The organism is Sinomonas cyclohexanicum (assembly GCF_020886775.1).
Taxonomy (GTDB): domain Bacteria; phylum Actinomycetota; class Actinomycetes; order Actinomycetales; family Micrococcaceae; genus Sinomonas; species Sinomonas cyclohexanicum.
The window spans coordinates 3,315,835-3,332,963 of record NZ_AP024525.1; the positions used below are offsets into that span (position 1 = coordinate 3,315,835).

The following is a 17,129-nucleotide window of genomic DNA, read 5'->3' on the forward strand; positions in this document are numbered from 1 at the left end:
CGGTCACGCGTCGAAGTCGACGGACACGGCGTCCGAGGTCGGGTGCGACTGGCACGTGAGGACGTACCCGCGCTCGATCTCGTCGGGCTCGAGCGCGTAGTTCTCGGTCATCTCGACGGTTCCGGAGACGAGCTTCGCGCGGCACGTGCCGCACACACCGCCTGCGCACGCGAACGGCACGTCGGGGCGCACCCGGAGGGCTGCGTTGAGGATCGTCTCGTTCGCGGAGACCGGGCTCTTCACGACCCCCTGGAGGCCGTCGAGCCTGAACTCGATCTCGATGTTCTTCCCGCTCGGGTCCTCGATGACCGGGCGGCCGATGTTGCCCTCGAGATTGCCTGGCGTGCCGGTCGTGAACAGCTCGTAGCGGACCTTCTCCGGCTCCACGCCGCGGCCGGAGAGGGTGTCGCGGACCAGCTGGACGAGCTCGAACGGGCCGCAGAGGAACCACTCGTCGACGTCGTCGGCGTGGATCACAGTGTTGAGCAGGGTGGTGAGCTTCTCGGCGTCGACCCGGCCGGAGAGCAGGGGCGAGATCCGCTGCTCGCGCGAGAGCACGTGGTGCAGCGCGAAGCGGGACGGGTAGCGGTCCTTGAGGTCGGCGAGCTCCTCGACGAACATGACGTCCATCGCGGCCTTGTTGGCGTAGATGAGGTCGAACCGGACGTTGTCATCGGCGGCCAGGACGGTGCGGGCGATCGCCATGATCGGCGTGATCCCCGAGCCGGCGGCGACGGCCACAAACGTGTGCTCAATGTCCGTGTTGATGCTCGAGGGGTCGTTGAGCCCGGTCATCTTGTGCTTGGAGATGAACGCGCCGGCGGGGCTCATGACGTCCAGGACCTCGCCCGGCGCCAGGCTCTCGTTGGCCCAGGTCGAGAAGACGCCGCCGAGGTCCTTCTTGACCGCGACGCGGATCTCGCTCGAGCCGTCCTCGAAGCGGCGCGGCGCGGCGCAGATCGAGTAGGAGCGGCGGACCTCGCGGACCTCGCCGCCCTGGTTCGGGTCGGCCAGGTCCTTGCGGAGGGCCACGTACTGGCCGGGGATGTAGTCGTACTCGTCGGCGAGCGCGGCGGGGACGGCGAACGTCACCTCGATGGAGTCGTTGGTGAGGCGGCGCACCTCGGACACCTCGAGCGGGTGGAACGACGCACGACGGCGCGTGGTCCCCTCTCCGCTCTCCTCCTCCGGGACGTTGGAGTCGGGGTGGGCCTGCGTCTCATGGAGCTGATCAGTCATCTAGAGCACCTTGAAGTAGTCGAAGGGTTCGTGGCAGTCCTGGCACACGTAGAGCGCCTTGCAGGACGTGGAGCCGAAGCGGGACATCTCCCGGGTGTTGAGCGAGTGGCACTGGGGGCACTTGACCGCCAGACCGAGCTTGATGGGCCCGGCCGCCGCCTTGCCCGTCGGAGGCGCGATGCCGTACTCGGCGAGCTTGGCCTTGCCCTCCTCGGTCATCCAGTCAGTGGTCCAGGCCGGGGAGAGCACGAGGTCGACCTCGACCTTCTCGTGCCCGGCTTTGGCGAACACCGTGGCGAGGTCCGCGCGGATCGCGTCCATTGCGGGGCATCCCGAGTAGGTCGGGGTGATGGTGAGGCGGACGGTGCCGTCCGCCTCGAGGTGCCCGTCCCGCAGGATGCCGAGGTCCGCGATGGACAGCACGGGGATCTCGGGGTCGGTCACGGTGGCCGCGAGCGCGCGGACCTCGTCATCGGTGGTGATCATGGGTGCTGCCTTACCAGGTGGCGCCCGGGTGCTTGCGGGCGAGGACCTGCATCTCGGCGAGGATGTACCCGAGGTGCTCGGTGTGCTCGCCGCGCCGGCCGCCGCCGCGAGCGCGGGGGAGGTTGGGGAGGGTGAGGGTAGCCTCGTCGAGGACCTCGGCGATGTGCTTGTCGAAGGTCTCGCGCAGGCTTGAGGGGCGCACCCCGGCGTTGCCGACGGCGTCGATGAGCTCATCGTCCTCGAACAGCTCGTCCACGTACGGCCACACGAGCTCGAGGGCCGCCTGCATGCGGGCGTGCGACTCCTCGGTGCCGTCGCCGAGGCGAAGGGTCCACTGGATGGCGTGGTCGCGGTGGTAGTCGACCTCCTTGAGCGCCTTGGCGGCGATCGCGGCGAGGGTCTTGTCGCTCGAGTCCAGAAGCTCGGTGTAGAGCAGGTACTGGAAGATGGACATGACGAGCTGGCGGGCGATCGTGACGCCGAAGTCACCGTTGGGCTGCTCGACCATCCAGGCGCAGCGGAACTCCTCTTCCTCGCGCCAGTAGGCGAGGTCGTCCTCGGTCTTGTCCCACGCGTGGCCCGCGTAGGAGAGGAACGAGCGGGCGTGGCCGAGGGTGTCGAGGGCGATGTTGCCGAGGGCGATGTCCTCCTCGAGCTCCGGGGCGCGGGAGATCCAGTGGCTCAGGCGCTGGGCCAGGATGAGCGAGTCATCGCCGAGGCGCAGGGCATACTGGGCGACCTCCTCGCTGGGCTTCTCCGGGGCGATCGCGATGTCCTCGGGGCGCAGCGCGTTGCCGGGGGTGACGCGCGTGGCCGACGCCGCGGCGTCGCCAAAGGAGTCCAGGCTATGGTCCGGGGCGTGAGTCGTCACAGGTGCTTCACGCCCTCACTCTTGGTGTAGTACGTCGCGTGGCGGTAGTCCTTGCCCTGCGGCGACTCGAAGTAGGCGCCCTTGGAGTCGGGGTCCGAGGAGGCGATGGCGTCCGAGGGCACGACCCAGATGGACACGCCCTCGTTGCGGCGGGTGTAGAGGTCACGCGCGTTGCGCAGCGCCATCGCCGCGTCGGGTGCGTGGAGGGACCCGGCGTGCACGTGGGAGAGGCCACGGCTGGACCGCACAAAGACCTCCCAGAGGGGCCAGATGTTGCTCTGCTCGCTCATTTAGGCGGCTCCGATCTCTTCTGCGGCGCGCTTCGCGGCCTGCTTGTTGGCGTACGCACGTGCGGCCTCGCGGACCCACGTTCCGTTCTCGTGTGCCTCGCGGCGGCGGGCCATGCGCTGGGCATTGCACGGGCCCTTGCCCGAAATGACGTCCTTGAATTCCTGCCAGTCGAGCTCCATGTGGATCCACTTGCCGGCGGCCTCGTCGTAGTGGAGCTCGGGGTCCGGCAGGGTCAGGCCGAGGACCTTGACCTGCTCAGCGATCATGCCGACGAACCGCTGGCGCAGCTCGTCGTTGGAGAAGCGCTTGATGTTCCAGGCCATGGACTGCTTCGAGTTGGGCGAGTCGTCGTCCGGCGGGCCGAACATCATGAGGGCCGGCGCGTAGAAGCGGTCGACGGCGTCCTGCGCCATCTGCTTCTGGGCGGGGGTGCCGTTGGAGAGCTCGAGGAGGATCTCGAAGCCCTGGCGCTGGTGGAAGGACTCTTCCTTGCAGATGCGCACCATGGCGCGGCCGTAGGGGCCGTAGCTCGCGCGGCAGAGCGGCACCTGGTTGGCGATCGCGGCGCCGTCCACGAGCCAGCCGATCGCACCCATGTCCGCCCACGTGCGCGCAGGGTAGTTGAAGATCGAGGAGTACTTGGCCTTGCCGTCGAGGAGCTGCTGGTTCATCACGTCCCGCGGGGTGCCGAGGGTCTCGGCCGCCGAGTACAGGTACAGGCCGTGGCCGGCCTCGTCCTGGACCTTGGCCATGAGGATCGCCTTGCGCTTGAGGCTCGGGGCGCGGGTGATCCAGTTCGCCTCGGGCTGCATCCCGATGATCTCGGAGTGCGCGTGCTGCGAGACCTGGCGTGTCAGGGTCTTGCGGTAGGCCGCAGGCATCCAGTCGCGGGGCTCGATGCGCGAGTCCTCGGCGATGACGCGATCAAAGTAGGCCTGTCCCGCAATGTCCTCAGCCGACGGGGCCTCATCGCCCTGTCCCGGCTGGGGCTGGGGCACGGACTGCAGATTCGCAGCTGCCATGTCTCCTCCTCATAAATAATTACCGACCGTTCGTTCAGAATATGGGAGCGCCTTCCGAGCGTCAAGCGCGCGGGGCCGCGAGTAACTGGGAGCGCGCACCTCGTTGACCGACGAATGGCCGGAATCTAGCCTCTTATTACATTCGATGTACAAACGGCACCCCTGCACCCATGAGCCGCCACCAGACCGCACCCATCACCCTGCGCATCACCCGTGAGGACCAGCCATGAACACGAAGATCAGAGCACCGCGCCTCGTGGTGCTCCGCGCCCCCGCCCTCCATGCGACCCGCGATCCCTTCGACGGCCCGCGCGCCCGCGGGCTCGGCCCCGCCGTCGAGGCAGCGGAGGCGGCCGCCTCGGCGACCATCGAGATCGAGGATCGCGCCACGCCGCAGACCGTCGGCGCCCTCCACAGCGACCCGACAGTGCTCGGCTACGCACCCGTGATGCCGGTCAAGCTCATCGAGCCGTTCGACGCGCCCGACGCCGCGGCCGCGCCCACCGCTTGGGGCGTCGCCGCGGTCGGCGCGGACACCTCCCCGTTCACGGGCGCGGGCGTGACCGTCGCCGTCCTCGACACGGGCATCGACGCAGACCATCCCGCCTTCACGGGCGTCCAGCTCGTCACCCAGGACTTTACCGGGGCCGGCAGCGCCGAGGACGACCACGGGCACGGTACCCACTGCGCCGGCACCATCCTGGGGCGGGACCTCGCCGGCGAGAGGATCGGCGTGGCCCGCGGCGTCACGAGGGCACTGATCGGCAAGGTCTTGGGCGGTCCCAGTGGCGGCGGCAGCGACACGCTCGCCACCGCGATGATGTGGGCGGCGGACAACGGCGCCAACGTCATCTCCATGTCCCTGGGGATCGACTTCCCCGGCTGGGTCCAGGAGCTCGTCACCACGAACGGCCTGCCCATCCCAGCGGCGACCTCGATCGCCCTCGAGGACTACCGCGCGAACATCCGGCTCTTCGAGCAGGTGGCCAACCTGCTCAATGCGCGCGCGGCCGTCGCGCAGACCACCCTCGTCGTGGCTGCCGCAGGCAACGAGAGTGAGCGCGGGGGCTCCCCCGCCTACACGATCAACGTCTCTCCCCCGGCCGCCGCGTACGGCGTGCTCTCGGTCGCAGCCCTCGGCCAGGGGGCCGACGGCCTCGCAGTCGCCCCGTTCTCCAACACGCTCGCCACGGTGGCCGGCCCGGGGGTCGGGATCAAGAGTGCGTGGCTGAACGGGGGCACCAAGACGATCAGCGGCACGAGCATGGCCACTCCGCACGTCGCCGGCGTGACAGCGCTGTGGGCCGAGAAGCTCCTCGCCCAGGGGCCGCTCAGTCCCGTGCTGCTGCAGTCCAAGCTTGTCGCCTCCGCCACCACCGACGGCCTGGCCGCCGGGAGCACGCCGGTGGACGTGGGGGCGGGGATCGTGAGGGCTCCACAGGCATAGCCCCGCACGCACAGGACCAACAGACGGAAGGCCGCCGGGGGAGGCCCCTGGACCCTTGCTAGGCCGGGGGAGGCCCCTGGACCCTTGCTAGGGTGTTCCGGTGAAGCTCCCCCGCCGCCGCCCTCTGCCCCTGTGGGCTGCGGTGCTGCTCAACGTCGCGATCGGCCTGCTCGTGGTAGGCCTCGTGCAGACCTTCGTGGTCAAGATCGGCCGGATCCCGTCCGGTTCGATGGAACAGACCCTCCAGAGCACCGAGGGCGGCGGCGACCGCATCCTGGTCAACCGGCTCGCGTACGCGGGCGGTGCCCCTCCGCACCCGGGTGACATCGTCGCCGTCGTGCGTCCCTCCACCTGGCCGGGCGCGCTGCCCCCGGCGGGGAGCCCGCTCACGGCGCTCGTGCGCGGGTTCGGCGACCTGACGGGGATCGGCCCGTCCAACGAGGACTACATCGTCAAGAGGGTCGCGGCCGTTGGCGGCCAGCGGATCAGCTGCTGCGACCCCCAGGGGCGCCTGCTGCTCGACGGCAAGCCCGTCGACGAGCCGTACGTCTACGAGGACCTGCCCTTCGAGCCGGGCGGGCTGGACTGCACGACGGCGGTCCGGTCGCCCCGCTGCTTCCCCGAGACCCTCGTCCCCGACGGACAACTCGTGCTGCTCGGCGACCACCGGTCCAACTCCGAGGACTCTGTCGCGGACTGCCGGTACCCCGGAGCGCCCCAGACGTGCGTGCGCACCGTGTCCGACTCGGCGGTCGTGGGCCAGGTGTTCTTCCGCGTCTGGCCGCTCGACCGAATCGGCGTACCCCACTAGAGCCGGCTGGGCGGCGCTCAAGCCCACGGCGGCCCGTTGCAGGGCAGACGGTGCTAGGTTGGCTGGAATGGCCGAGGAACCGTTCCGCATCCTGGTGGTGTGCACCGGGAACGTCTGCCGCTCGCCGCTCGCGGGGGCAGTGCTCCGTGATGCCCTCGCCGAGATCGCCCCCGGCGCCTTCGAGGTCGAGAGCGCGGGCACACGCGCCCTGGTCGGCGAACCGGCCCAGCCTGAGTCAGCCGCGATCGCGTCGAGTCTCGGCTCGACCCTCGAGGGATTCACGGCGCGCCAGCTCACCGAGCCCATGATCGAGAGGGCTGATCTGGTCCTTGTCCTCGCGCACCGGCACCGTGACGCTGTCCTTCGCCTGCAGCCCGCGCTGAAGCGCACGTTCACTCTGCGCGAGTTCGCCAGGATCCTGGCAGCGCTCCCCGTCGACGCCGACGAGCGGGCGCTCGCGCACCGCGGCGAGTCCCCCGAGGCGTGGCGGCGTCTCGTCTCGCGCGCGTGGGATGCCAAGGCCACCGCGGGAGCGTCGCACGGCGACCCCGCCGACGAGGTCGTGGATCCCTATCGTCTCGGACCCGAGGTGTGGTCGAAGATGACCGACGAGCTGGTGCCCGCGCTCGAGGTCATCTTCGGGCGCGCCGACATCCTCATCCGCGGCTGACCCCCGGGCCTCACCCCTCCGCTGACATCACCCGGCGGAGCGGCGGCCGCGCAGCTGCGCGGGCAGCCACATCTCGGTCCCGTCCTCGGCGAGCGGCGCAACGGGCTCCGCGGATGGCGCGTCCTGCGGCTCCTCCTGGACCGGTGCATGGAGCGGGATCGCGGAGATGATCGGCTGCGGCCGCGTGCTCGTGAAGCGCAGGCCGTCGTGCGAGCGGTCGTGGCGCGGATGCGGGCCCTCGCGGAGCGTCTCGTGCTGTGCCTCGAGTGGGGCTGGAGCCGCTGCGAGACGCACTTCGTCGAGGTGTGCGCGGCTTTGCTCTGCCTCGGCGACGCGCATCCCAGAGGGGGCCTCATCCACGGCCGGTTCAGCGGCGTCCCGGTCAGAAGAGTCGTCCAGGGCCGTATGGCTCCCGTGCACCGACGTCACGAGCTGCGGAGCGGGGAACGCGCTGGCCGAGCGCGGCTCCGCGTATGCCGGCTCCGAGGCGAGGACCGGCTCGGACACGTACGGCTCCGGGGTGTACGCCGGCTCCGACACGTGGACCGGCTCGGCCACGTACGCCGGCTCCGGGGTGTACGCCGGCTCCGACACGTGGACCGGCTCGGACACATACGGCTCCGGGGTGTACGCCGGCTCCGACACGTGGACCGGCTCGGCCACGTACGCCGGCTCCGGGGTGTACGCCGGCTCCGAGGTATGGACCGGTTCCGACGCGTACGCGGGCTCAAGGGCGACGGGCACCTCGACCGCCTCGGCCGGGACAGCCGCCGTGCGCACCTTCGCGGCCTTGCCCTTGGGGCCCTTGCCCTTGGAAGAGTTGCGTCCCCCCGGGACTTTCTCGCGGCCGCGCTGGTGCTCCGAGTAGGTTCCGTAATAGCCGTACGTGTACGACTCGGGACCCTTGGTCGAGACGCCGTTGAGGATGACACCCAGGATCTTGCCGCGGACGCGGTCGAGGTTGCGCACCGCGCGCTCGAGGCCGTCCGTGGTGGTCTTACCGGCTCGGGAGACGATGATCGTGCCGTCGGCAGCCCGCGAGAGCACGGCGGCGTCGGTCACCGGCAGGAGTGGTGGCGCGTCCACGAGCACCACGGCGTCCTCGGCGAGATGGGCGAGCAGGTTCTTCATCATGCGCGAACCGAGCAGCTCCGACGGGTTGGGCGGGATGCGTCCAGCGCCGAGCACCTTCAGGTTCGGCACGCCCGCGTAGGTCTGGAGCACGTCCTCCACGGACGCGCGCCCCGCCAGCACGTCAGTGAGCCCCACGCCGGGGACCACGTCGAAGACATCGTGCACGGTCGGGCGGCGGAGGTCGGCGTCGACCACGACGACATCCTCGCCCGCCGAGGCCATCGCGGCGGCGAGGTTGCCGATGACCGTCGACTTGCCTTCGGAGGGCACAGAGCTCGTGACGAGGATGATGCGCGGCGGGTTGTCCACGTCGATGAACTGGAGGTTGGTCCGCAGCTCGCGCAGGGCCTCGCCCATGGCGTGGCTCCCGCGTGCGCCCGAGCTGGGGGCCTCGAGGATGCGGCTGCCCTCGGCGAGCCGCGCATCCGTCGGGAGCGTGCCGATCACGGGGTGGCCGGACGTCCGCTCCGCGTCGGTCGCCGTGCGGATGCGGCGGTCGAGGTAGCCGCGAAGCAGGGCGTAGCCGAGTCCGAGCAGCAGGCCCGCGCCGCCGCCGATCCCAAGCGCGAGCTTGAGGTTCGGAGAGACGGGCGCGCCAGGAAGCGCGGCCTTGGCCAGCGGGACGACACGCACGGCCGGCTCGGCGGTCGAGGAACTCGAACTCGCGAGCTCGAGCTCACGGACCTGGGCTGCAAGCGCCACGACCCAGTCGTCCGCAACCTTCTGGGCGAGGACCGGGTCGGTCGAGTGGGCGGTCACGTGGATCTCCGCGGTGTCCGCGGGGACGGAGACCGTCACGCCGCCGGCGATGGCTCCCCCGGACAGCGGCAGGCCAAGGTCCTTGACCACGCGGTCGGCCACCAGGAGCGACTCGGCGACGGACTTGTACGACTTCACCTTCGCCTTCGCGAGGTTGTCCCCCGCGAGCGAGAGGCCGAGGTTGTCCGCGCCGCCGGCCACCACGATGCCGCTCGAATCGGCCGCGTACACTTTGGGCTGGATGAGGTACCACCCGAAGGCGAGTGCCGTGGCCGCGGCGACGAACGCGATGATGCCGATCCAATAGCGGCGGGCAAGACGGAGGCCGTCCGCCAGAGTCAGCGAATTGCCGGCCTGCTGGCCCTCGGGCTCGTGTTCCACGCTCGTCTCTCCCCATCGTCGTGGCCCGCGAGGGGCACAGGTGATCAGGGTGAGTCTACCGGAGCGCGCGGAACGGCGACGAAACGGCCCTTCCCGCGACGCCGAGCCCGCCGGCCGCCGTCAGTCCCCGAGCTCAACCAGGCCCCGCTGCTCGAGCTCAGACAGCGCCGCCGCCAGGATCGGCGCGAAGCCCCCAGGGAGGCCGATGGTCGCCTCGAGCCGGGCCGCGAGCTCCGCCCGGCTGATCCCGCCAGCGCCCGTGGTTCCCGCGAGGGCCACCCACACCGCGGGCGCGATCCCTCCGAGCCTGACCAGGGTCGACCCGCTGAGCACGAGGACGTCGGGGCAGTCCGGGTCACCGCTCGGGACCTCGACCGCGTCCACGGCCTCGCGTCGGCGCACCGCCGCGGCGGCGAGGTGACCGGGCGGGGTGACCGGCCCGGCGTCGTGCGCGCTGCGCCAGGCCCGTGGCAGCGGCTCGCGGGCGAGCAGCGCGGGGAGGACGTCGGCTAGCTGGTGAGCCTCCGTGTACCGCACGCGGACGGCGCCGCCGCACTCGTCGAGGATCCCGCACAGCCATGCGAGCGGCCGCTCGATCCGGGCGAGCGCGGACGTCTGCGGGGCCAGGTCCACGAGGGCGTCGGCGTGCCCGACCGGTTCCACAGCGGCCGCGTCGAGGCCCGCCTGCCGCTCGAGGAGCACGACGGCGCCGAGCCTCGCCTCCGCGGATGCCAGGGTGAGCCCGAGCTCGTCGGGTCCCCGCTGGACCTTGGGCGCCGGTGCCGGGGCGTCGATGACCGACAGCGGCTTCGGGTACGGCAGGATGCGGCCCGAGCGCTCTATCGCGACCGTCTCGTCGCTCACGTACCCGAAGTGCGTGGCGAGGACCCTGGTCGCGGTGGTCTTGCCCATCCCCGAGCGGGCCACGAGCGCCAAGGTCCGCCCCGTCACGGGGTCCGCGAGGCCGGACGCGTGCAGCATCATGAGCTCACCGGCCCGCTGCTCGATGGCCGCGACCGTCAGGAGCGAAGTCAGCTCGGAGGCGAACTCCGCGAACGTCTCGCCCTCCGCGGCGAACGGCGCGGCGCGGCCGACGGCGAGCACCGCCCTCACGGGAGCCGTTCCAGAATCGTGGGGCTCGGCACCGGCCAGTGGGTCACTCCCGAGGCCGGAGGCCGGGTCGGCCCCGCCGGTCGGGTCCTCGGCGCGGCAGCGGGACCACGCGTCCGCGAGCTTCGCGGCGTCCTCGGGGCCGATGCCCCGGTCCCAACGCACGGCGGCAGGCACGCCGAAGAGCATCAGGTGCAGGGGTGCCGTCATGCGTCGGACCCCGCTGCGCTGCCGGCCTCGCCGGAGGCGTCCTCGATGAGCCCGCGTGCGGCGAGTTCGGCGAGGAAGCGGTCGACCTCACGGCCGATCTCGTCGCTGAGCGGGGTCCCGGGGCCGGCGCCGTACTCGGCCGCGAGGTCGGCCCGGATCCCGTCCTGGGTGCGGATCCCGTCCACGAGGCACCAGATCCGCGCGGCGGAATCCGTCAGGACGAGGGGGCGGTCAGCGTCGAGGTGGAGGACGGCTGCACGTGCGCCGTCTTCGGAGACGACCTCCGCGACGCGGCGTCCCCGGCGCCAGATGCGTGCCATGCGTCCCCTCGTTCACTCGGCGATTCAGTCCGCGGTTCCTTGCGCGGTTCATTGCGCGCGGGTTGTCCCGGCGTCATCCCGCCGCGCTCGGATCGGGCAGACGGGGGTCACGTTGATACTATCCACAAACGCAATGACACAGAGTGAGGACCTTCCGTGAGCCAGCCCGGACAGCGCCCGGACACTGTCGATGACCTTCTCGACGGGCCCGCACGGCCGCCGAAGCGCAAGCGTCGGGCCGGGCTCATCGTGCTCTTCTCGGCCATCGGCGTCGTGGTCCTCGCAGCGGTCGCCGCGATCGTGTACTTGGCCAACGTTGCCGGGACGTTCGATTCGAAGACCGAGAAGATCGCGAACGCGTTCCCCCAGGAGGCCGCCCGTCCCTCGGCGACCCCGGCACCCAACGGCAAGACCCCTGTCAACATCCTCCTGGTGGGGTCCGACAGCCGCGGGGCGACCGTCAGCCAGGCCGAGTCCGGCGCGGCGTCGGACCAGCGCTCGGACACGATGATGCTCGTCCACATCCCGGCGGACCGGAAGGAGGCCTACGTCGTCTCGATCATGCGCGACCTCTGGGTGCCGATCCCGGGACACGGCTCGGCGAAGATCAACGCTGCCCTCGCCTACGGCGGGGTGCCGCTCATGGTCGAGACCGTCGAGTCCCTCCTCCACCAGCGGATCGACCACGTCGCATTCATCGACTTCGACGGCTTCAAGGGCCTCACAGACGCTGTGGGGGGTGTCACGGTGAATGTCACACGCCCGTTCGCCTCGACGATGGCCGAGAACCCTGGCCTGGCATTCACAGCGGGGCCGATGCACATGGACGGGAAGACCGCGTTCGCGTTCGTCCACGAGCGCTACGCCTTCGCCGACGGCGACTACCAGCGGGTCCGCAACCAGCAGGCATTCCTCAAGGCCCTCATGACCCAGATCATCAAGCCGGAGACGCTCGCCAACCCCGTCACGGTGAGCCAGATCGTCAGCCAGTTCTCGCCGTTCCTCACCGTTGACTCGGGCCTCGACTCGAAGGCGGTCGCCGGGCTGGCGCTCGAGATGAAGGACGTCCGGCCGTCGGGCGTGGTGAGCTTCACGCTGCCCACCTCGGGGGTCGGGACGTCCTCGGACGGGCAGTCGATCGTGAACCTCGACCAGGGGGCCACCGACGCGCTCGCCGAGGCGATGGCCCAGGGGACCGTCCCGCAGTACGTGGCCCAGCGGAACCTGCAGAACGGGAACTGAGAACTGTCGGATCGGCCCGCTAGGGTGGGGCCATGACTCAAGCTCCCCTTGCTGGGCCTGGTGTGCCGGCCGCACCCGTCGCGAAGAAGGTCCCCGCACCGCGCACCCGCCATGGCGACACGTTCGTGGACCCGTACGAGTGGCTGCGCGACAAGGAGAGCCCGGACGTCGTCGCCCATCTGACGGCGGAGAACGCGTACACCGACGCCGTCACCGCCAGCCAGCAGGCCCTTCGCGAGGCGATCTTCGAGGAGATCAAGCGCCGTACCCAGGAGACTGACCTCTCCGTCCCGGCCCGCAAGGACGGCTGGTGGTACTACTCCCGCATGGTCGAGGGGCAGCAGTACCCCATCTACTGCCGCGTCAAGGCCGCCGACCCTGCCAGTGGCACGCACGACAGCGGCGCCCCCGCTGGAGGCGGTGTCGCAGAGTGGACCCCGCCCGCCGTCGTGCCTGGCACGCCGGTCCCGGGCGAGGAGGTGCTCCTCGACGGCAACGCCGAGGCGGAGGGGCACCCGTTCTTCGCGCTCGGCGGCGCGGCCGTCACGCGCGACGGGAACCTGTACGCCTACTCGGTGGACAATGCCGGGGACGAGACCTTCACGCTGCGCATCAGGGACCTCCGCACGGGTGAGCACCTGCCCGAGACGATCGAGCACGTGTTCTACGGGCTCGAGTTCGCGCCCGACGGGTCCCGGCTGTTCTACATGGTCGCCGACGACTCGTGGCGGCCCTACCAGGTGCGCGTGCACGTCCTCGGCACGCCCGTGGAGCAGGACTCGGTCCTGTACCAGGAGGACGACGTCGCGCAGTGGACCGGGATCGACCTCTCCTCGGACCGGCGCTGGCTGCTCGTCTCGGTGGGCAACTCTGAGTATTCCGAGACGCGCATGCTCGACCTCGTGGCGCCCGGCTCGGAGCTCGAGCTGGTGCTGGGCCGCGACGAGCGGATCCTCCACACGGCCGAGCCGTTCGAGCAGGCCGGCCGCACGCGCGTGCTGCTGACGCACAACGGCCGGCCGCGCGGGCCGGAGGGTGCGGCACCCAACAACATGCTCTCCCTCGTGGATCTGGGCGAGTTCGCCAAGCCGCTCGACGAGCAGGAGTGGACCACGCTCGTGGCCCACAGCGACGCGGTCAAGGTCGAGGGTGCCGACGTCAGCGCGACACACCTCATCGTCTCGCTGCGCCGGGACACCATCTCCACCGTCCGGTTCGCGCCCCTCGCGGACGCCGTCGATGCGGCGGAGGCCGGAAGGGTGCCGTCGTTCGTGGAGCCTTCCTTCGGGGAGGAGCTCTACACGGCCGGCGGCGGCACCACGGAGTACGCGGCGCCCGTGGCGCGGCTGTCCTTCACCTCCTACTTCACCCCGCCGCGGGTCTACGACTACGTGCTCGCCACGGGAGAGCTGCTGCTGCGCAAGGAGACGCCGGTGCTCGGCGGGTACAGCCCGGCGGACTACGTGGCGGAGCGTGCCTGGGCGACGGCCGACGACGGCACTCGCGTCCCGCTCTCGGTGCTGCGGCGGGCTTCGGTGCAGCCGGACGGGACCAACCCGGCGCTCGTGTACGGGTACGGGTCCTACGAGGTGAGCATGGACCCGGGCTTCGCGATCCCGCGGCTGAGCCTGCTGGACCGGGGGTTCGTGTTCGTGATCGCGCACGTCCGGGGAGGCGGCGAGCTCGGGCGGCACTGGTATGAGGACGGCAAGAAGCTCGCGAAGAAGAACACGTTCACTGACTTCGTCGCGGCCACCGACTGGGTCACCTCGTCGGGGTGGGCGGACCCGAAGCGGATCGCGTGCATGGGCGGGTCCGCCGGGGGGCTGCTCATCGGGGCGGTGCTCAATCTCGCGCCGGAGAAGTACGCCGCCGCGGTGGCGCAGGTGCCTTTCGTCGACGCTCTCACCACGATCCTCGACCCCGAGCTGCCGCTCTCAGCGCTGGAGTGGGAGGAGTGGGGAAACCCGATCGAGGACGCGGAGGTGTACTCGTACATGAAGTCGTACTCGCCGTACGAGAACGTCCACGCCGCCCCATACCCGAAGGTCGCGGCGGTGACGAGCTTCAATGACACCCGCGTCCTCTATGTGGAGCCCGCGAAGTGGGTGCAGGCGCTGCGCCAGTCCACGACGTCCGGGGAGCCGATCGTGCTCAAGACGGAGATGGATGCAGGGCACGGCGGGGCGTCGGGCCGGTACGAGGCGTGGAAGGACCGTGCCTGGGACTACGCGTTCATTGCGGACGCCCTCGGCGCGACGGACCTCATCCCCTAGCGCCGAGATCGGCGTCCGGGGACCAGACCTCGGCGCAAGGTGGCTAGGCGCGGGCGTCGACGCGGCTAGGCGCGGGCGTCGACTCGGTCGTCGTCGTGGGCCCCGGACGCCTCCGCCGACGCCTCCGCCGCCGCGCGTGCGGCCTCGCGGCGCTTCACGAGGAGCCATCCGAGCCACAGCAGGACGGCCAGGACGGGGACGCACAGGATCGTGTACAGGCCAATCGGGTAGACATCGCCGGTGGCCTTATCGGTCATGGTGTCGAACGCGATGAGCACGGTGATGGCCGCCAGCGCGGCGAGCCCAAGCCAGCTGGTCCACGGCGAGCCCGGCATCGGCAGCGACGAGGCGCCCGGGCCCCTCTTCTTCCGGAGCATGAGCTGGCACGCGAAGATCGAGCCCCACGTGAAGATCACGCCGATCGATGCGGTGTTCAGGGCGAGGTCGAACGCGTGGGTGCCCCCGGCCCAGATGTTCACGAGGATCCCCACGAAGTACACGGCGGCGATGGCGAGGATCGCCGCGTAGGGGACGTGCCGCTTGGACATGCGCGTGAGCCAGTGCGGCGCGTGTCCGTTGGACGCCATGGTGCGGAAGATGCGCCCGATCGAGTACAGGCCGGTGTTGGAGGAGCTGAGGGCGGCGGTGATGACCACGAGGTTCATCACGTCGCCGATCCACCCGGCGCCGAGCTGGTCGAACACGGTCACGAACGGGCTCACGCCGGCCTTGTACTGGTCGGAGGGCAGGAGCATCGCCAGGAGCAGGACGGACCCAACGTAGAACACGACGATGCGCAGCACCACGGCGCGGATCGCCCGCGGGACCTCGCGCTGCGGGTCCTGCATCTCCCCGGCGGTGATGCCCACGAGCTCGATGGCGTTGTACGCGAAGATCACGGCGTTCAGCACGAGGATCATCACGAAGAAGCCGTGCGGGAACATGCCTCCGTCGCCCGCCAGGAGGTTCGCGGGAGAGGCGTGGGTGGACCCGACCTGGGTGTTCATCACGACCATGACGGTGCCCGCGACGAGGAACAGGCTGATGGCGGTGACCTTGAGCACCGAGGCCCAGAACTCGAACTCGCCGAATGCCTTGACGCTGAGGAGGTTGACGGCGACGAGCAGCGCGAGGGCGCACAGTGCCGACGCCTCGACCGGTACGTTCGGGAAAAAGTACTGGAAGTACAGGCCGATCGCCAGCAGCTCGGCAATGCCGGTCATGGCCCAGTTCACGAAGTACATCCATCCGGAAAGGTACGCGCCCTTGGGCCCGAACATCTCCCCGGCGTAGCTCACGAACGAGCCGGACGTCTGGCGGTACATCACCAGCTCGCCGAGCGCCCGCATGAGCAGGTACGCGATGGCCCCCGCGATCGCGTAGGAGAACACCAGCGCCGGGCCGGTCGAGGCGAGGCGCCCTCCCGCACCCATGAAGAGGCCGACGCCGATCGCGCCGCCCATCGCGATCATCTGCACGTGGCGACGGCTGAGGGCCTTCTCGTAGCCCTCCGCAGACACGGCGGCGGGGGCGGAAGAGTGGTGGTGTTGCTTCACAAGGGTCCTTCGGGGAGACTCGGCCACGCCTGACGGCCGCGGGCCGCCGATCAGTGTAAGCACGGTCAGTGTGCTTCAGATCTCCCGTGTGGCGCACGTCTCGCGTGATGCGCGCCTCACCCGGCGCGCACGACGGCGGCTGTCGCCTCCGCGATCGCCCTCTCCTCGTCGGTGGGAACCACGAGCAGGGGGATCACGGATTCGGGGGCCGAGATGACCCGGGGCTCCTTCGAGCGGACCGCGTTGAGGGCATCGTCGAGCACCACGCCGAGCGCGCCGAGCCGCGCAGCGACGCGCGCCCGGAACGGCACCGAGTTCTCCCCGATCCCGGCCGTGAACACGATGGCCTTCGCCCCGCCGACCGCGACGTGGTACCCGCCGATGTACTTCGCGAGCCGGTAGGACGCGACGTCGAGCGCCACCTCGGCACGCCGGTCCCCGCCTTCGGCGGCCTCGACAACGGTGCGCATGTCATTGGACCCGGCGAGCGCCTTGAGCCCGGACTCGCGGTTGAGGATGGCGTCGATCTCGTCCGCCGAGTGCCCCTGCCGGGCGAGGAACACGAGGATGGACGGGTCGAGGTCGCCGGAACGCGTGCCCATGACGAGCCCCTCGAGCGGGGTGAACCCCATGGACGTGTCCACGCTCTTCCCGCCCTGCACGGCGGTCGCGGACACGCCGTTGCCGAGGTGGAGCACGACGCCGTCGAACTCCTCCGCGGGCACGTCCAAGAAGGCGGCGGCCCGCCGCGCGACGTACTCGTGCGAGGTCCCGTGGAAGCCGTACCGGCGGATCCCGTGATGTGTGTAGAACCAGTTGGGCACGGCGTACCGCCACGCGTGCTCGGGGATGGTGCGGTGGTAGGCGGTGTCGAACACTGCGACCTGGGGGATGTCCGGCCACTTCTCGGCGATGGCCCGCAGCCCGAGGACGTTGGCGGGGTTGTGCAGGGGCGCGAGCGGGTTGAGCCGCTCGATGGCCCTGATGATCTCGTTGTTGGCCAGCACTGGCTCGGCGAACCGCTCGCCGCCGTGCACCACGCGATGCCCGACCGCGTCGACTCGGCGCCCGCCGAGGACGGCGGCGAGGGCGTCGTCGACCTCCGTCAGGGCGGCCGCGTGGTCGGCGGGGCCGCCGTCGAACCCGATGCGCTCGACGAGGCCCTCGGTGAGGACGGCACCGGTGCCCGCGAGCTCGGCGGGCGTCGCCCCCTCGGGCGAGGCCGCGCGGTCGTGCGCGTCGACCTCGCGCAGCTGGTACTTGAGCGAGGAGGATCCGGAGTTGATGACGAGGACGAGCACGTG

At 70.6% G+C, this 17,129-nt stretch carries 15 protein-coding genes; 5 read left to right on the forward strand and 10 right to left on the reverse strand.

Annotation, left to right across the window (positions count from 1 at the left end; genetic code table 11):
- Positions 1-3: 3 nt before the first annotated feature.
- From paaE to paaA, 5 genes are read right to left on the reverse strand one after another with little or no spacing between them, the layout of a single operon-like run.
- Positions 4-1,239 carry a 1,2-phenylacetyl-CoA epoxidase subunit PaaE gene (paaE, locus tag SCMU_RS15725; protein WP_229230043.1) on the reverse strand — a complete coding sequence of 412 codons (1,236 nt, stop codon included), beginning with the start codon at positions 1,237-1,239 and terminating at the stop codon, positions 4-6.
- Positions 1,240-1,725, reverse strand: a complete 486-nt coding sequence (paaD, locus tag SCMU_RS15730; RefSeq protein WP_229230044.1) for a 1,2-phenylacetyl-CoA epoxidase subunit PaaD — start codon at positions 1,723-1,725, stop codon at positions 1,240-1,242. It abuts the gene before it with no gap.
- 10 nt (positions 1,726-1,735) lie between these two features.
- On the reverse strand, positions 1,736-2,596 hold the full coding sequence (gene paaC, locus SCMU_RS15735; RefSeq protein ID WP_229230045.1) for a 1,2-phenylacetyl-CoA epoxidase subunit PaaC: 861 nt from the start codon (positions 2,594-2,596) through the stop codon (positions 1,736-1,738).
- Positions 2,593-2,886 carry a 1,2-phenylacetyl-CoA epoxidase subunit PaaB gene (paaB, locus tag SCMU_RS15740; RefSeq protein ID WP_229230046.1) on the reverse strand — a complete coding sequence of 98 codons (294 nt, stop codon included), beginning with the start codon at positions 2,884-2,886 and terminating at the stop codon, positions 2,593-2,595. The genes paaC and paaB overlap by 4 nt, the downstream gene beginning before the upstream one ends.
- Entirely contained in the window at positions 2,887-3,909 is a 1,023-nt protein-coding gene (gene paaA, locus SCMU_RS15745) for a 1,2-phenylacetyl-CoA epoxidase subunit PaaA (protein ID WP_229230047.1), read from the reverse strand.
- A gap of 226 nt (positions 3,910-4,135) precedes the next feature.
- Between paaA and SCMU_RS15750 the strand changes: the two genes are divergently transcribed.
- The 3 genes from SCMU_RS15750 (at position 4,136) to SCMU_RS15760 (ending at position 6,837) form a co-directional block, all read left to right on the forward strand.
- A complete protein-coding gene (locus tag SCMU_RS15750) occupies positions 4,136-5,356 on the forward strand; it encodes a S8 family peptidase (protein WP_229230048.1) in 1,221 nt (406 codons plus the stop codon).
- Between the two features lie 100 nt (positions 5,357-5,456).
- Complete coding sequence (gene lepB / locus SCMU_RS15755; RefSeq protein WP_229230049.1) at positions 5,457-6,167, forward strand: signal peptidase I; 711 nt, start codon at positions 5,457-5,459, stop codon at positions 6,165-6,167.
- A 67-nt stretch (positions 6,168-6,234) separates the two neighbouring features.
- Positions 6,235-6,837, forward strand: coding sequence for an arsenate reductase/protein-tyrosine-phosphatase family protein (locus SCMU_RS15760; RefSeq protein ID WP_229230050.1), 603 nt, complete (start codon positions 6,235-6,237; stop codon positions 6,835-6,837).
- Positions 6,838-6,864: 27 nt separating this feature from the next.
- Here the strand turns inward: SCMU_RS15760 and SCMU_RS15765 are convergent, their stop codons facing one another.
- The 3 genes from SCMU_RS15765 to SCMU_RS15775 all read right to left on the reverse strand — a co-directional run bounded on the left by SCMU_RS15765 (position 6,865) and on the right by SCMU_RS15775 (position 10,751).
- Positions 6,865-9,111 carry a tyrosine-protein kinase domain-containing protein gene (locus SCMU_RS15765; protein WP_229230051.1) on the reverse strand — a complete coding sequence of 749 codons (2,247 nt, stop codon included), beginning with the start codon at positions 9,109-9,111 and terminating at the stop codon, positions 6,865-6,867.
- Between the two features lie 120 nt (positions 9,112-9,231).
- On the reverse strand, positions 9,232-10,431 hold the full coding sequence (locus SCMU_RS15770; RefSeq protein WP_229230052.1) for a hypothetical protein: 1,200 nt from the start codon (positions 10,429-10,431) through the stop codon (positions 9,232-9,234).
- Positions 10,428-10,751, reverse strand: a complete 324-nt coding sequence (locus SCMU_RS15775) for a PqqD family protein (protein WP_229230053.1) — start codon at positions 10,749-10,751, stop codon at positions 10,428-10,430. The genes SCMU_RS15770 and SCMU_RS15775 overlap by 4 nt, the downstream gene beginning before the upstream one ends.
- 156 nt (positions 10,752-10,907) lie before the next feature.
- On the opposite strand from SCMU_RS15775, the gene SCMU_RS15780 reads away from it, so the two are divergent.
- The gene (locus SCMU_RS15780; RefSeq protein ID WP_229230054.1) at positions 10,908-11,993 is read left to right on the forward strand and encodes an LCP family protein; all 1,086 of its coding nucleotides are present in this window, start codon (positions 10,908-10,910) and stop codon (positions 11,991-11,993) included.
- A gap of 32 nt (positions 11,994-12,025) precedes the next feature.
- A complete protein-coding gene (locus tag SCMU_RS15785; protein WP_229230055.1) occupies positions 12,026-14,269 on the forward strand; it encodes a S9 family peptidase in 2,244 nt (747 codons plus the stop codon).
- Positions 14,270-14,334: 65 nt separating this feature from the next.
- Here the strand turns inward: SCMU_RS15785 and SCMU_RS15790 are convergent, their stop codons facing one another.
- Both SCMU_RS15790 and SCMU_RS15795 read right to left on the reverse strand, forming a co-directional pair.
- The gene (locus SCMU_RS15790) at positions 14,335-15,825 is read right to left on the reverse strand and encodes an amino acid permease (protein ID WP_229230056.1); all 1,491 of its coding nucleotides are present in this window, start codon (positions 15,823-15,825) and stop codon (positions 14,335-14,337) included.
- Positions 15,826-15,941: 116 nt separating this feature from the next.
- A complete protein-coding gene (locus SCMU_RS15795; protein WP_229230057.1) occupies positions 15,942-17,126 on the reverse strand; it encodes an acetate kinase in 1,185 nt (394 codons plus the stop codon).
- Positions 17,127-17,129: the final 3 nt, after the last annotated feature.

Coding starts and splice junctions, on each gene's coding strand:
- paaB (WP_229230046.1), bottom strand. CDS start 2,886: ATGAGCGAGCAGAGCAACATCTGGCCCCTCTGGGAGGTCTTTGTGCGG.
- SCMU_RS15785 (WP_229230055.1), top strand. CDS start 12,026: ATGACTCAAGCTCCCCTTGCTGGGCCTGGTGTGCCGGCCGCACCCGTC.
- SCMU_RS15775 (WP_229230053.1), bottom strand. CDS start 10,751: ATGGCACGCATCTGGCGCCGGGGACGCCGCGTCGCGGAGGTCGTCTCC.
- paaA (WP_229230047.1), bottom strand. CDS start 3,909: ATGGCAGCTGCGAATCTGCAGTCCGTGCCCCAGCCCCAGCCGGGACAG.
- paaD (WP_229230044.1), bottom strand. CDS start 1,725: ATGATCACCACCGATGACGAGGTCCGCGCGCTCGCGGCCACCGTGACC.
- SCMU_RS15750 (WP_229230048.1), top strand. CDS start 4,136: ATGAACACGAAGATCAGAGCACCGCGCCTCGTGGTGCTCCGCGCCCCC.
- SCMU_RS15760 (WP_229230050.1), top strand. CDS start 6,235: ATGGCCGAGGAACCGTTCCGCATCCTGGTGGTGTGCACCGGGAACGTC.
- SCMU_RS15770 (WP_229230052.1), bottom strand. CDS start 10,431: ATGACGGCACCCCTGCACCTGATGCTCTTCGGCGTGCCTGCCGCCGTG.
- paaE (WP_229230043.1), bottom strand. CDS start 1,239: ATGACTGATCAGCTCCATGAGACGCAGGCCCACCCCGACTCCAACGTC.